This is a genomic window from Lentzea cavernae (assembly GCF_014653695.1).
GTDB lineage: Bacteria > Actinomycetota > Actinomycetes > Mycobacteriales > Pseudonocardiaceae > Lentzea > Lentzea cavernae.
In genome coordinates this window covers 418,850-431,638 of sequence record NZ_BNAR01000002.1, presented here as the reverse complement: position 1 = coordinate 431,638, position 12,789 = coordinate 418,850, and the positions used below count along the sequence as shown (strand labels likewise).

Genomic DNA, 12,789 nt, shown 5'->3' with positions numbered 1-12,789 from the left:
GGTCATCCCTTCTTGCGGCCGGCGCCCTGGAAGAGCACCGCCGTGGTCGTGGTCGGCACCATGCGGACGGGACGTCCGCGGTGCGTGGACCACGCGAGCAGGTCGGGCAGTGAGGGGCGGATACCCCGCAGAACGAGGTGCACACCGTGGCGGGCGCACTGGCTCACCAGCGCGTTCCGATCGACGAACAACGCGGGGTCGTGCACCCCGCGCGGAGCCAGCCCCACGCGTTCCGCGAGCACGACCGCCACGAACCGGCACAGCGCGGTGTCGGCCAGCGTGTCCAGCACGAGAAGACCGCCCGGCCGCAGCACACGACATGCCTCGGCGACCGCCCCGGTCAGATCCGGGACGTGCTCGAGGATCTCGCCCGCGACGACGACGTCGGCGCACCCGTCCGGCAACGGCACCGCGAGCACGTCGGCCTCGATCGTGCTCACCCCGCGCTTTCCGGCCTGCCGCAACGCTTCCCGCGAGAGGTCGACACCGATGTGGTGGTAGCCGTGCACGTGCGGGGCCAGCAGTCCCGCGCCGCAGCCGAGGTCGACCAGCACGGCGTCTCCCGGTCCACGCGGGACCAGTCGCGCGCGGGCGGCGGCGAGCCAGTGCAGCATCACGAACGGGCCGCGCGGATCCCACCAGTGCTCCGCCAGCCGTTCGTACAACTCGGGATCGTTCGGTTCAAGATCAACAAGCGGACTCGTCCCCGGCTGGCAGAGTGGAGATCCATGGGTCGCATCGGCGCTCTCGCGCGTTCCTGTCATCCGCTGCCCGCCCTCGCGGTCACCTTCGTCGCCACCGCGCTCGCCGTGACCACGGGCCGGTCGGCCGGTGGGCTGCTCGCCGTGGCCGCGGCGGTGCTGGCCGGGCAGCTCTCCGTGGGCTGGCTCAACGACGTGCTCGACGCGGACCGGGACGCGAGCGTGGGGCGGAAGGACAAGCCCGTCGCCGCCGGTGCGGTGTCGCGCGGTGCCGTGGCAATCGCGACGGTCGTCGCCGCGTTGTCCGCGGTGGGACTGTCGTTGCTGTCCGGAGTGGACGCAACTCTCGTGCACCTGGCGATCCTGTGCTCCGCCTGGGCGTACGACTTCGGGGTCAAGGCCACGGCGTTCTCCGTTGTCCCGTACGCGTTCTCGTTCGGGCTGCTGCCCGCGTTCGTCACGCTGGGAGGGCCGGGCGGGTGGCCGCCCGTGTGGTTGGTGCTGGCGGCCGCATCACTGGGCAGCGCCGCGCACTTCGCCAACGTGATCCCGGACCTCGAGGACGACGCGGCGACCGGCGTGCGCGGACTTCCGCACCGCATCGGCAAAGCCGCCAGCGCGGGGACTGCCGCCGCGCTGGCGGTGATCACCGGTGTGGTCCTGGCGATCGGCCCGCCCGGTCCCGTCACGACGGCGGGACTGGTGGCGGTGCCGTTGTCGGTCGTGGTGCTGGTGATCGGCAGGGTGCGCGGCCGGCGACCGGGGTCGCGGGCGAACTTCAACGCGTTGCTCGCGGTCGCGGTCGTCGACGTCGTGCTGCTGATCGTCACCGGGGGAGTGGAGCTCTAGACCCGGCGACGGGCGTTGGCACCCCGGCCGAGCGCCAAGGCGAGGCCCACCATGCCGACGCCCAGCAGCAGGTGCAGCCAGTTGTCAGCGGTGTTGAGCGGCACGAAGTTCGCGTCGCTGTCGTGGTCGATCAACAGGCCGTACAGCCACAGCAGCAGGTAGACGACACCGCCGCCGAGCAGGTACCAGTAGGCGTTGTAGGCCGTGCGGGACATGAGGAACCCGGCGACGCCGAACGCCAGGTGCACGATGTTGTGCAGGATCGACACCATGAAGACGCCTAACAGCATGGCCTGCGACTCATGGCCGGCGAACTCCATGGTGTCGTAGTTCGTGGTGAGACCGGGGATGAAGCCGGCGACGCCGACGAGCGCGAAGACCGCGCTCACGGCCAGCGCGGCCTTCTGGACGGATGTGCGCACGGCGGTTCCGTTGTGGGTCATGACCACTCCTGGTGAAGTCGGGACTCGCTTCGGTCGTGCCCGGCTACCCTTGGTCCTTCACCGCAAACGGATCATGCGCGGTCAGTCCGGCGGTTCGCTCCCGTCCTCGGTGGTCTCCTGCGTGACCTCGGGTTCTTCGGTCTCGAGGTCGTCCAGACTGGGGGTTCCCGGAGAGTGCGGTGCCTCCGGGTTGATGGGATCGGTCATGCGGCCCGGTTACCCGCACGACACGACCTCATGCAGTGGTTCAGCCGACGGCCGGTGCCCGCCGTCTCCGGGCACCGGCCGTCGCACCTACGCGGGCACGGTCCAGCGCTGGTTCGCCCCGCCCGTGCAGGACCAGATCTGCACCTTCGCCCCGTCCGCGGTGTTGTTGCCGACCACGTCCAGGCACTTGTTGCTGCCGGCGTTCACGAGCGTGCCGCCCGAAGCCGTCCACCGCTGGTTCGGGCCGCCGAAGCAGTCCCACAACTGGACCGCGGACCCGTCCGCCGTCCCGTTCCCGGTCACGTCGAGGCACTTGCCGAGGCCGCGCACCGTGCCGTCGGACTGCAGGGTCCACGTCTGGTTCGGGCCGCCGAAGCACGTCCACAGCTGCGGCAGGTTCCCGTTCGCGGTCGAGCCGTTGGTGACGTCGAGGCACTTGCCGCCCAGGCCCGTGATGGCGCCGGTGCGCCCGCCGGGCTGACCGGGGTCGAGCGTGCCGGGCCAGGTGAACGTCGCCATCGCGCCGGCCGGCAGGGTGTAGCCGAACGTCTGGCCGCCGTAGGAGACGCGGAAGTTCTGCTGGCCACCCGTGTTCAGCGCGACGAGCACGATCCGGCCGTCCGGGTTGCGGAACGCGACGTTCTGCACGCCGCCCTCGCCGAAGCCGGTCGAGTCGATGCGGACGGCGCCGGGCTGAACGAACTTCGACAGGTGACCGAGGACGTAGTACTCGGCGTTGTAGGTGACGTCGTTGCCGTTGGTCCTGACCACGCCCGTGCAGTTGGTGCAGCTGCCGATGACCGGGCCGTTGTTCTGGTCCAGGGCCATGTTCCAGATCGCCACGGTCCGCGCGTGGTTGCGCGTCGCGCCGATCGCGAGGTTCATGCCCTGCCAGCGCAACGTGTCGCGGAACGTCGAGGCGTCGTCGCTCGACCGCGTGCCGGAGCACTCGGTGAAGAAGACGTCCTTGCCGGGCTGGTTGTTCTTCACGATCGACTGGCGGCTCGGGTCGCCGCCGTAGCAGTGCCACGCGGAGCCGATGACGTTGCCGCCCGCGCCGTTGTTGACGGTCTGCGCGTAGTCGACGTTGTCCCAGTTGTGGTCGTAGCCCAGCAGGCGGGCCTGCTCACCGGCGGCGCGCAGCTTCGGCACCAGGGTGTTGATGACGTTCACCTGCTGCTGCGGCGACATGTACATGCCCGGATAGCCCGGCGGTTCGAAGAGCGGCTCGTTCTGCACGCTCAGGTAGTCGATCGGGATGCCCGCGGCCTTGTACGCCTGCGCGAACTTGACCAGGTAGTCGGCGTAGACACCGATCCGGCTGTCGTTGAGCGAACCGCGGATGAGGTTGCTGTTGTTCTTCATCCACGCCGGCGCGCTCCACGGCGTCGCCATCACGGCGAGCTGCGGGTTGATCTGCTTGGCCTGCTGCAACAGCGGCAGGATGTAGGCCCTGTCGTGGTCGATGGAGAACCGCGACAGCGACGGGTCCGCCGCGCCGTCGTTGTAGGTGTAGAAGCTCCGCGAGAAGTCGGTCGCGCCGATGGGCTGGCGGATGAAGCTCATGCCGATCCCGCTGCTCTTGTTGAACAGGTTCGACATGATCTCGTTGCGGCGCGGGGAGTTGAAGATGTTCCACGCCGCCGCGTCGGTGAACGAGGCGCCGAAGCCGACCATGGACTGGTAGGTGGAGTTCGGGTTCACGGTGATCGTCGGCCCGGTGCCGCCCGAGCCGAACGTCACGTCTCCTTGCTGGCGCAGGAGGTTGGAACGGTCGGCCGTGGTGAGCCAGACGTTCGCGTTGGTGGCGGCCGTGGCGACGGGGGAGACCAGGGTGCTCCCCGCCGTCACCACGGCTGCCGCGATCGCGATGCCACGCAGGCGTTGTGTCGTCTTTGACATAAGCGCTCCTTGCAGGGTTGGGCGCCCGACAGCGTTCATTCAGTTGTTTCAGTTGTAGAGGCGGAAATCGGCGATGCTCCACCAGTTGCTCGCGGTTCCGGTGGACGTGATGCGGACGTACCGCGCGCTCGTGCGGCGGACGTCGATGTTCGTCAGCTGGCCGACGCCCTCACCGGACGCAAGCGCTCGCCACGACGTGCCGTCGTTGCTGACGGACAGCTCCCAGTTCCGCGCGTAGTCGCCGAGGTTGCCGCCGGAGTCGACCGCGACGCGGCGGAAGTCCTTGCGGCGTCCCAGATCGACCTGCAGGAACTGGCCGGGTGCCTGGGCGCCGTTGTTGGACCAGCGGGTCGACGCGTCGTCGTCGATCGCGAGCGCGCCGTCGGGGGAGGCGGTGGCGCCGGTCAGCGGCACCGCGTCAAGCCTGCTGCGGAGCTGACCGGTCCACGTGAACGTCGCGAGCGCGCCACCGGGCAGCGTGTACTCGAAGGTGCGGTCGCCGACGTTGACCGCGAACGAGCGCGGGTCGTCGTTCTGGTTGTGCACCACCAGAGCCGTGGAACCGTCCGGGTTGCGGAACGCGGCGTCCATGATCTGGCCGTTCCAGCCCGTGGTGCCGAACGACGTGCTGGCGATGCGGCGCGCGCCGGGCTTCACGAACTTCGAGAGGTGCCCGATGGTGTAGTACTCGGCGTCGGTGACGACCGACCCGTCCGGCTGCACGGTGACGAGGCCGGTGCACGTGCCGCAGCCGCCGAGGTGCGGGCCGCCGGTGCTGTCGAGCGCGATGTTCCAGTTGACCGCGCTGCGCGCCCAGTTGCGGGTGGTCCCGAGGACGACGTTGCGGGCGTGCCAGCGCAGGGTGTCGCTGAAGACCTTGGCGGGCGGGTCGGTGGCGCCCTTGGAACCCGAGCACTCGGTGAACCAGATCCCCTTGTCCGGGAAGGCGTTGTGCAGCGCGGTCTGCGCGCTCGGGTCGCCGTAGTAGCAGTGGTACGCCGTGCCCGCGACCCACTTCGCTGCCTTGCTGCGCAGGATCTGGTACGGGTAGTCGGCTTCGGCGGTGCCGTCGTTCGGGTGGGTGGCCCAGTTGTGGTCGAAGCCCAGGATCTTGGTGCGGGGGCTGGCGAACTTGAGCTTCGGGCCGAGCGCCTCGATCACCTTCACCTGAGCGGCCACCGGCATGTCCGTGCCGGGGTAGGCGTCGGGCTTGCGGTTCTGCGGCTCGTTCTGCACGGACAAGAAGTCGACCGGCACCCCGGCCCTCGCGTACGCATGCACGAACTTCACGAGGTAGCGCGCGTAGGCGTCGTAGATCTTCGGGTCGTCCTTGAGCTTCCCACCGACGAGCGAGTCGTTGTCCTTCATCCACGCCGGCGGGCTCCACGGCGTGGCCATGACCTTGAGGCGCGGGTTGAGCCGCTTCGCCTCGCGCAGCAACGGGAGGATCTTGGCCTCGTCGTGGCGGATGCTGAAGTGCTTGAGCGCGAAGTCGGTCTGGCCGGCCGGCACGTCGTCGTAGGTGTAGTGCTCCTTCGCCGCCGTGAAGTCGGACGAGCCGACGGGCTGGCGCAGGAAGCTGACGCCGATGCCCGCGGCGGGGTCGAACAGCTTGCGCATGGTCTCGGCGCGCACCGCGGGGGCGAGGCCCGCGAGCAGGTCGGCGGAGGAGTCCGTGATGGACGCGCCGAAGCCGTCGACCTCCTGGTAGCGGCGGTCGGGGTCGACCACGATCGTCGGGTGCGCCGACTCGCCCCTGCCGAACGCGACGCGCGGCCGTTCGTGCATCAGCTCGGCGCGGTCCGGGGTGGTGACCCACACCCTCACCTGCGGCGCGCTGGAGGCCTCTGCGGTCGGCACGGCGGTCAGCCCGAGCACCAGGGCGACGATCGCGGTTCGTCTCATGTAACACCCATCCATCACTGTGAAACGTCAGCTTTCAGGATGAAACACCCGGCCGTGTCGGCGGTCAATGGTCTGGAGGATTTCCGGTACATTGACCAGGTGGAACGCAAGATCGAGAACGTGAAACAACGCGCGAGCCTGCGGGACATCGCGGCGGAGACCGGTGTCTCGATCGCGACCGTCTCCCGCGTGCTCAACGACCACGTCAACGTCGCCCAGCGGACCCGCGACCTGGTCCTTCAGGCCGTCGAGCGGCGCAGGCAGGACGTGGCCGCGTCAAGGACGCGCACGGTCTACGTCCGCTGCCCGTACGTCCTCACCGACTACTTCGGCGTGATCGTCTCCTCGATCGCGGAGGCGCTGAAGCTGCACGGCCTGCGCATGCTGCTGGACGCGGGGGAGTCGGGTCAGCACAGCGCCGCCCTGCGCGGTCTGGCGGACCAGGCCGACGTCGACGGGGCGATCCTCATCCTGCCGCCGGAGGAGGGCGGCGAGCTGGTCGCGTTGTCCCAGGCGGGGTATCCGTTCGTCGTGGTCGACCCGCGTGTCCTGCCGTTGCCCGACATCGCCTCCGTGTCCGCCGCGCACTTCGCGGGAGCGCGTGCGGTGGCGGACCACCTGATCGAGCTCGGGCACCGCGACATCGCGGTGATCGCCGGGCCGGAGGAGTGGCTCGCCGGTGACGCCCGCCTGGCCGGCCACCGCGCGTCCCTGGCCCAGGCGGGGGTGCTGCTCACGCCGGATCGCCTGCGCCACGTCGAACCCACCGTCGCGCACGGCGCGCGTGCGGCGGCGGAGCTTCTGTCGTCGGAACCCCGGCCTTCCGCGATCGTGTGCTTCAACGACAAGGTCGCCGTGGGCACCTTGCAGGCGGCGCGGGAACGGGGCCTGCGCGTGCCGGAGGACCTGTCGGTGGCCGGGTTCGACGACATCGACCTGGCGGAGGCGACGAACCCGCGGCTGACGACCGTGCGGCAACCGTTGCAGGAGATGGGGAGCATCGCCGTCACGCAGCTGATGCGGGTGCTGGACGGGCATCGGCCCGAGGCGTTGCACATCGAACTGGCGACGACGTTGGTGGTCAGGGACTCGACGGCCGCGCTTTAGTGCACGACGGCCCACGTGTGCGTTTCGGGGTCGACGAGTACTTCGAGATGCCGTTCGCCGTCGTGGTGACCGCAACGGTGGTGCACCTCGAAACCGCCGCCTGACGGGATCCAGAGCGTCAACACGTGGGTGACGGTCTCGCCGTCGTCCTCCCTGGTGCTGTCGAGAACTTGCGCGACCGCGGCGATCCCCTTGGCGCGCAACGCGGCGGTCTTCTGCTCCTCGCTGCTCACGGAGGACCAGAGCGCCGCGAGGACGAACAGCACCAGCAGGAGCCCCAGCTCCCACAACATGATCGCCCACCACCGCAGGCCGGAGAGCGCGATCGCGACGCCGCCCGCCAGGACCGCGGCGATCGAGATCGCCGACAGGACGCGCTGGACCCGTGCGGCGCTCCGGCTCGTCAGGGTGACTTCGGCGGGGTTCGTGGTCACCAGCCGATCTTAGAACGCCGGTGACCACGAACGGGCCGCGTCACGCCCGCAGTGTCACCGACTGCCCCTTGCGCAACTTGATCCGCTTCTTCCAGCGGCCGAAACGCACCTCGGTCTCCGTGCCGCCGACGCTGCGGACGGTCGCGCTGGTGACCTCGCCGTCCTTCCACGCCAGGTCGACGGTGAACCCGCCGCGGGCGCCGATCCCGGTGACCGAGCCGGTCTTCCACGCCGGGGGCAGCGCGGGCAGCAGCTCGATCACCCCCGGCCGCGCGTACAGCAGCATCTCGAGCATCGCGGCCGGAGCGCCCAGGTTCGCGTCGATCTGGAAGATCGACCGGTCGCCGAAGCTGTACATGTCGAAGAAGTTCGGCGCCGTGCCGTTCGCGTGGTCGATCGACGGCCGGATGACCTTCTGGATCAATTCGTACGACCTGTCGGCGTCCTTCAGCCTCGCCCAGCACGCCGCACGCCACGCGAGGCCCCAGCCGAAGCTCTCCATGCCGCGCGTGATCAGGTGCTGCTTCACACCCTCGACCACTGCGGCGGGGGAGTCGTCGCGGTTGACGCGGTCACCGGGGAAGAAGCCGACGAGCGGCGACAGGTGCCGGTGGGTGGTCTCGCCGAGGTCGTCGGGCGACATCCACTCCTGCAGCATGCCGGTCTTCGGGCTGACGACCGGCAGGTACAGCTTCTCCCGCAGGGCCGACATCTTGCGGCCGTAGGACTGGTCGCGGCGCAGCACGTCCGTCGCGATCCGGTACTTGCCGAACAGGTGGTGCACCAGTTCCTGGTTGTAGGTGTTGCCGCGGGTGTCCTGCGGCCCGTGCTCCGGCGACCAGTCGTGGTCGTCGACCAGGCCCTGAGGCGTCTCGACCAGCCGCGCCTCCCAGAACTCGCAGGCGCCCTTGAGCAACGGGTAGATCTTCGCGAGGTAGTCGCGGTCGAGCGTGTACTCGTAGTGCTCGAAGAGCGACATGCACAGCCACGCGTTGCCGCCGGGGTGCCACCACCAGCCGCTGCCGCCGTAGATGTTGGTGGAGAAGGCGACCGCCCACCCCGCCACCCTGTCGTTCGTGTTGCGGAACCGGTTGCGCGGGTCCTGGTACACCGCCTGCGTCGTGTTCGTCCACGCCGGCAGCTGCGCCACGCAGTAGTTGGCGAGCGCGTCGAACGTGTCCGACAGCGCCGCCCTGTCCGCGAGCCAGTAGTTCATCTGGATGTTGATGTCGGTGTGGTAGTCGCTGTACCAGTCGGGGTTGTTGTTCGACAGCCACAGGCCCTGCAGGTTGATCGGCAGGTTGTCGCGCGAGCCCGTGATGGCGAGGTACCGGCCGAACTGCAGGTAGCTCGCCTCCAGCTCCGGATCGGGCGTCGGGTTGGCGGCCCTCGCCTGGAGGCGGGTCCACGTGTCCATCGCGCGCTGGGCGTCGGTGGATCGGCCGAGGTCGACCTTCTGCCGGTCGTACTTCTTGCGGTAGTCGGCGACGTGCGTGCGCAGCAGGGCGTCCGCCTTGGCACGCACGTTCGCCTTCTGCAGTGCGAGCTTCGCGGGCTCTGCTTCTGGGTTCATGAAGCCTGTCGAAGCGTCCGGGACGTAGTTCGTGCCGCCGGAGAACACGATGACGAGGTCCGAACAGCCGGCGAACTTCACGTTCGCACCGTCCACTTGGACCGTTCCATCCGGACTGAACGCCGTGACGACACCGCTGTACGCCAGCTTGTTCGGCAACGAGCCGGTGAACACGGCCGCGGTGTGCGGCGCGTCGCCCACCGTCGGCTCGCCGTGCGCGCCTGTGAGCGTGATGGTGCCGGACTGGTTCGGGCCGACGAGCCGCACGATCACGACGTCGTCGGGGTGGCTCGAGTAGATCTCCCGGCGGTACTGCTTGCCGCCGTGGGTGTACCTCGTGGTGACCAGGCCGTTGCTCAGGTCGAGCTCGCGGCGGTAGTTCGTCGCGCCCGCGTGGCCCGGCACCTCGACGTAGAGCTTGGCGAGCAGGGAGAACGAGCCGAAGTGCGTCGGGTCGTACGGCAGCTGGCCGTCGCCTTCCAGGGCGTCGTTCAGCTCACCGGTCCAGAGGGTGACGTCGGTCAGGTACAGGAAGTCCTTCTCGACGCCGCCCCCGACGAGCGCGCCGAGGCGGCCGTTGCCGATGGGCAGACCCTGCTCGATGATCTTCGCCTCGTCGGCGGGAGCGGGGTACCAGAGGGTCGTCGGCTTGGGGTTGAGCGGGGTGGACGTGGGTCGCTGGGGTTCGGCGTGCGCGGCGAACGTGGGCAGGACCATGGCGCCCAAGCCTAACGCTCCAGAGGCCTTCAAGAAGGCGCGACGAGTCGTCATCGTGTTGCTCCTACTGGAAATTCGTGTGGTCAGGGGGCCGTCAGGCTGGACACGTGCACGGCGTTGTCCGGCCCGCGCACGGCGACCCAGGTCGAGCCACCGGCACCCGCCGCCCCGCCCACCGCACCGGTGAGCGCGTTGCTGACGAACTGGTCGCGCTTGGTCCACCAGGTGCCCGCGCCGTCGACGAGGTCCTGCTGCCACAGCGTGTAGTCGCTGCCGCGCACGAACACGTTGACCCGGTCGCCGTTGGCGACGGCGGTCGGGCTGCCGCTGATCACGCCGCCCAGCGAGGTCCAGGCGGACCAGCCGTTCGCGGTGCGCTTGCGGTACCAGGCGGAGTCGTCCTGCAGCCGGACCGTGACGAACGTGCCGGACGCGACCGTCGCGGCGGAGGGCCTGCCGTAGATCTGCTGGTTGCCGGGTGAGCCGACGGAGGTCCAGGTGCTGTTGCTCTTGTCGCGCGTCCAGACGCGGCCGTCGGCGCCGCGGCCGAACAGGCTCCAGTCGTCCGGGCCGGTGAACGCCACCGACACGGAGTCGGTCAGCGAGCCGCCGAGCGAGGTCCAGCCGCCCCAGCGGCCGTTGGAGTAGGTCCGTTGGTAGGCCACGTTGTCCGTGCCGCGGACGAAGAGGTCGATGCGGCCGTTCGGGCTCGCGAACGCCGACGGCTGGCCGAGGACCTGGCCACCGCGCGGGCCGCCGAGCACGACCCAGTTGCGCCACTCGCCGCCGACCATCGAGCGCTGGGTGAGGCGGCCGGACTTGTCGCGGGCGAAGGTGGCCATCGTCCTGTCGTCCCAGCGGATCAGGGCCGGGCTGGCCGAGGTCTCGCCACCGAGGTCGGTGCCGGGGACGGCCGTCTCGCCGCGCAGCTTGAGAAACGCGGTGCCGTGCGCGGGAACCGTGACGGTGTGGGAACCGGTGGCGGTGCCGCGGTCGGCGCGGGCGCGCAGGTCGCGGACGGCGATAGTGCCCCTGAGGCCGGTGTCGGCGAGGTTGATCGTGAACTCGGTGGGCACGTCGTTGCGGTTGAGCACGGCGACGGCCCGCTCGCCCTTGCCGGACAACACCTTGCTGTAGACGTCGACGTTGTCCGAGCCGGCGACCCGGACGCCCTGGATGGCGAGCGGGTCCTGGTCGACCGCGATGATCTCGGGGTTCTTCAGAGTCTCGATCATCGACGGCGGCAGCGTGCGCGGGTCCGACCCGATGATCAGCGGGGAGGCCATGACCGACCACATGACGAGCTGCGAGGTCGACTCCTCCTCGTTGAGCTCGTAGGTGCCCTGCTCGGTCTTGCGCATCGGGATCAGGTAGTCCGGGTCGTTGTAGTGACCGGGACCCTGCGCGCCGGGCCGGTAGAGGTTGCGGTCCATGTTGCGCAGCACGTCGCGCCAGATGCCCTCGTACGGCGTGCCGAACGCGACGTCGGTCGAGGTGCGCCACGAGTCGCCGACGCGCGGGCCGTAGGTGTAGGCCACGTACGCGGTCTGGTCCCAGCGGTGCGGCACGCCCCACTCGTCGGTGACCGGGTTGCAGAGGTTGAGGATCATCTTGCGCCCGGCCTTGCGCACCGCCGCGGAGAACTGCGTGAAGGCGACGGCCGGGTCCATGTTCTGCGCGATCCCGCACAGGAAGTCGATCTTGATGGCGTCGAACTGCCACCCGGCGAACTGCTTCGCGTCCGCCTCGTAGTAGCCGCCACCGCTGCCGGCGGCGCAGTTCTTGCCGTCCCACGCGCCCGCGTCGGTGTAGATGCCCGCCCTCAAGCCCTTGGCGTGCAACGTGTTCACGAGCTTCGTGAACCCGGAGGGGAACCGCGCGGGGTCGGGCACGAGCGAGCCCTTGCCGTCGCGCGGCGGGCTCGCGTTCCACCCGCCGTCGATCCACACGATGTCGTAGCCGGCCTTCGCGAGGCCGCTGCTGACGAGGTGGTCGGCGACCCCGAGCACCTTCTCCTCCGACGCCGCGCCCACGGCGAAGTAGGAGTTCCACCCCATGTACGGGGTGCGCGCGATGCCTGAGTCGTAGTAGGTGGGCGCGCCTTGGTCGGCACCCGCGTGTTCCACCGGCGGTGCGGACGGTGCGGCAGCTGCGGCGGTGGGCGCCAGCAAGGTCAAGGCGATGGTGGCCACGGTCAGCAGGGTTCTCGGCATTCCCCGTACCTCTCGTCGTCGAGTGGCTGAAGCATGCTTCGCACACCCGAGCGCGTCAAGAATAAATACTAAATTAAGTTTAGAAATCCTTGCGCCCGGTCGTACCGTAGCAGTGCTCCGACCTATGACAACGAGACAAGTTGAGACGCTCTTGTCCGCGGATGTGAACCTACTGGTAGACGCAGTGATGCCCGCACTCGACGTTCGAGCACGGGCATCATGTGGTCCGAGGTGTGGTGGTCAGGGCACGACGAGCACCGGCCAGCGACCCGTCCTGATGAGCCGGGTCGCCACCGACCCGGCGAACCGGTGGCCCGCCTGCTGCGAGGCCCCGACGACCACCATGTCGGCCTGGCACTGGTCGGCCGAGTCGCGCAGCACCGTCACGGGATCGCCGAACGCCTTCAAGAACGTCACCGGCACGTCGAGCTCCTCCGCGAACGTCCGGACCTGGTCGCTCAGCTCGGCGTACAGGCAGGCCGTCGCCTCGTGCTCGAACACCGACGCCACGGCCGGGCTCAGCGCCGCCAGGGACGAGTGGCACGCCACGAACGTGACGACCAGCCGTGCTCCCTGGCGGCGGGCCAGGCCGAACGCGGAGGCCGCCGCGCGCATCGCGGTGTCGGAGCCGTCGACGCCGACCATGATCGTCCTCGACGACGGACGGGGAGCGGGACCGAAGCTGTCCACCGTGGACTGGAAGGCGTTGTTGAGGCCGGCGCTCATGGTTCCCCCTCG

General features: G+C 69.5%; 11 protein-coding genes. 2 read left to right on the top strand and 9 right to left on the bottom strand.

What is annotated here, in order from left to right; genetic code table 11:
* Positions 1-2: 2 nt before the first annotated feature.
* On the bottom strand, positions 3-665 hold the full coding sequence (locus tag IE307_RS07920) for a methyltransferase domain-containing protein (protein ID WP_229904506.1): 663 nt from the start codon (positions 663-665) through the stop codon (positions 3-5).
* Positions 666-728: 63 nt separating this feature from the next.
* On the opposite strand from IE307_RS07920, the gene IE307_RS07915 reads away from it, so the two are divergent.
* Entirely contained in the window at positions 729-1,550 is an 822-nt protein-coding gene (locus tag IE307_RS07915) for a UbiA family prenyltransferase (protein ID WP_191297153.1), read from the top strand.
* Here IE307_RS07915 and IE307_RS07910 read toward each other — a convergent pair.
* The 4 genes from IE307_RS07910 to IE307_RS07900 all read right to left on the bottom strand — a co-directional run bounded on the left by IE307_RS07910 (position 1,547) and on the right by IE307_RS07900 (position 6,007).
* Positions 1,547-1,993, bottom strand: a complete 447-nt coding sequence (locus IE307_RS07910) for a DUF4383 domain-containing protein (RefSeq protein ID WP_191297151.1) — start codon at positions 1,991-1,993, stop codon at positions 1,547-1,549. The two genes, IE307_RS07915 and IE307_RS07910, sit on opposite strands and share 4 nt — an antisense overlap.
* An 81-nt stretch (positions 1,994-2,074) precedes the next feature.
* Positions 2,075-2,200: a hypothetical protein gene (locus IE307_RS47240; protein WP_268250345.1), complete on the bottom strand. Its 126-nt coding sequence runs from the start codon at positions 2,198-2,200 to the stop codon at positions 2,075-2,077.
* Positions 2,201-2,287: 87 nt separating this feature from the next.
* A complete protein-coding gene (locus IE307_RS07905; protein WP_191297149.1) occupies positions 2,288-4,102 on the bottom strand; it encodes a ricin-type beta-trefoil lectin domain protein in 1,815 nt (604 codons plus the stop codon).
* A gap of 48 nt (positions 4,103-4,150) precedes the next feature.
* Positions 4,151-6,007, bottom strand: coding sequence for a discoidin domain-containing protein (locus tag IE307_RS07900; RefSeq protein ID WP_191297147.1), 1,857 nt, complete (start codon positions 6,005-6,007; stop codon positions 4,151-4,153).
* Between the two features lie 99 nt (positions 6,008-6,106).
* Between IE307_RS07900 and IE307_RS07895 the strand changes: the two genes are divergently transcribed.
* The gene (locus tag IE307_RS07895; RefSeq protein WP_229904505.1) at positions 6,107-7,114 is read left to right on the top strand and encodes a LacI family DNA-binding transcriptional regulator; all 1,008 of its coding nucleotides are present in this window, start codon (positions 6,107-6,109) and stop codon (positions 7,112-7,114) included.
* Here the strand turns inward: IE307_RS07895 and IE307_RS07890 are convergent.
* The 4 genes from IE307_RS07890 to IE307_RS07875 all read right to left on the bottom strand — a co-directional run bounded on the left by IE307_RS07890 (position 7,111) and on the right by IE307_RS07875 (position 12,777).
* Positions 7,111-7,548: a hypothetical protein gene (locus IE307_RS07890; protein ID WP_191297143.1), complete on the bottom strand. Its 438-nt coding sequence runs from the start codon at positions 7,546-7,548 to the stop codon at positions 7,111-7,113. The genes IE307_RS07895 and IE307_RS07890 overlap by 4 nt on opposite strands.
* A gap of 40 nt (positions 7,549-7,588) precedes the next feature.
* Positions 7,589-9,838: a glycoside hydrolase family 95 protein gene (locus IE307_RS07885; RefSeq protein WP_229904504.1), complete on the bottom strand. Its 2,250-nt coding sequence runs from the start codon at positions 9,836-9,838 to the stop codon at positions 7,589-7,591.
* An 83-nt stretch (positions 9,839-9,921) separates the two neighbouring features.
* On the bottom strand, positions 9,922-12,051 hold the full coding sequence (locus IE307_RS07880; RefSeq protein ID WP_191297139.1) for a DUF8189 domain-containing protein: 2,130 nt from the start codon (positions 12,049-12,051) through the stop codon (positions 9,922-9,924).
* Positions 12,052-12,291: 240 nt separating this feature from the next.
* A complete protein-coding gene (locus tag IE307_RS07875) occupies positions 12,292-12,777 on the bottom strand; it encodes a universal stress protein (RefSeq protein ID WP_191297137.1) in 486 nt (161 codons plus the stop codon).
* Positions 12,778-12,789: the final 12 nt, after the last annotated feature.

What these genes read in the sequence shown, in the direction of transcription:
- IE307_RS07915 (WP_191297153.1), top strand. Translation starts at nt 729, where the DNA reads ATGGGTCGCATCGGCGCTCTCGCGCGTTCCTGTCATCCGCTGCCCGCC.
- IE307_RS07910 (WP_191297151.1), bottom strand. Translation starts at nt 1,993, where the DNA reads ATGACCCACAACGGAACCGCCGTGCGCACATCCGTCCAGAAGGCCGCG.
- IE307_RS47240 (WP_268250345.1), bottom strand. Translation starts at nt 2,200, where the DNA reads ATGACCGATCCCATCAACCCGGAGGCACCGCACTCTCCGGGAACCCCC.
- IE307_RS07905 (WP_191297149.1), bottom strand. Translation starts at nt 4,102, where the DNA reads ATGTCAAAGACGACACAACGCCTGCGTGGCATCGCGATCGCGGCAGCC.
- IE307_RS07900 (WP_191297147.1), bottom strand. Translation starts at nt 6,007, where the DNA reads ATGAGACGAACCGCGATCGTCGCCCTGGTGCTCGGGCTGACCGCCGTG.
- IE307_RS07885 (WP_229904504.1), bottom strand. Translation starts at nt 9,838, where the DNA reads ATGGTCCTGCCCACGTTCGCCGCGCACGCCGAACCCCAGCGACCCACG.
- IE307_RS07880 (WP_191297139.1), bottom strand. Translation starts at nt 12,051, where the DNA reads ATGCCGAGAACCCTGCTGACCGTGGCCACCATCGCCTTGACCTTGCTG.
- IE307_RS07875 (WP_191297137.1), bottom strand. Translation starts at nt 12,777, where the DNA reads ATGAGCGCCGGCCTCAACAACGCCTTCCAGTCCACGGTGGACAGCTTC.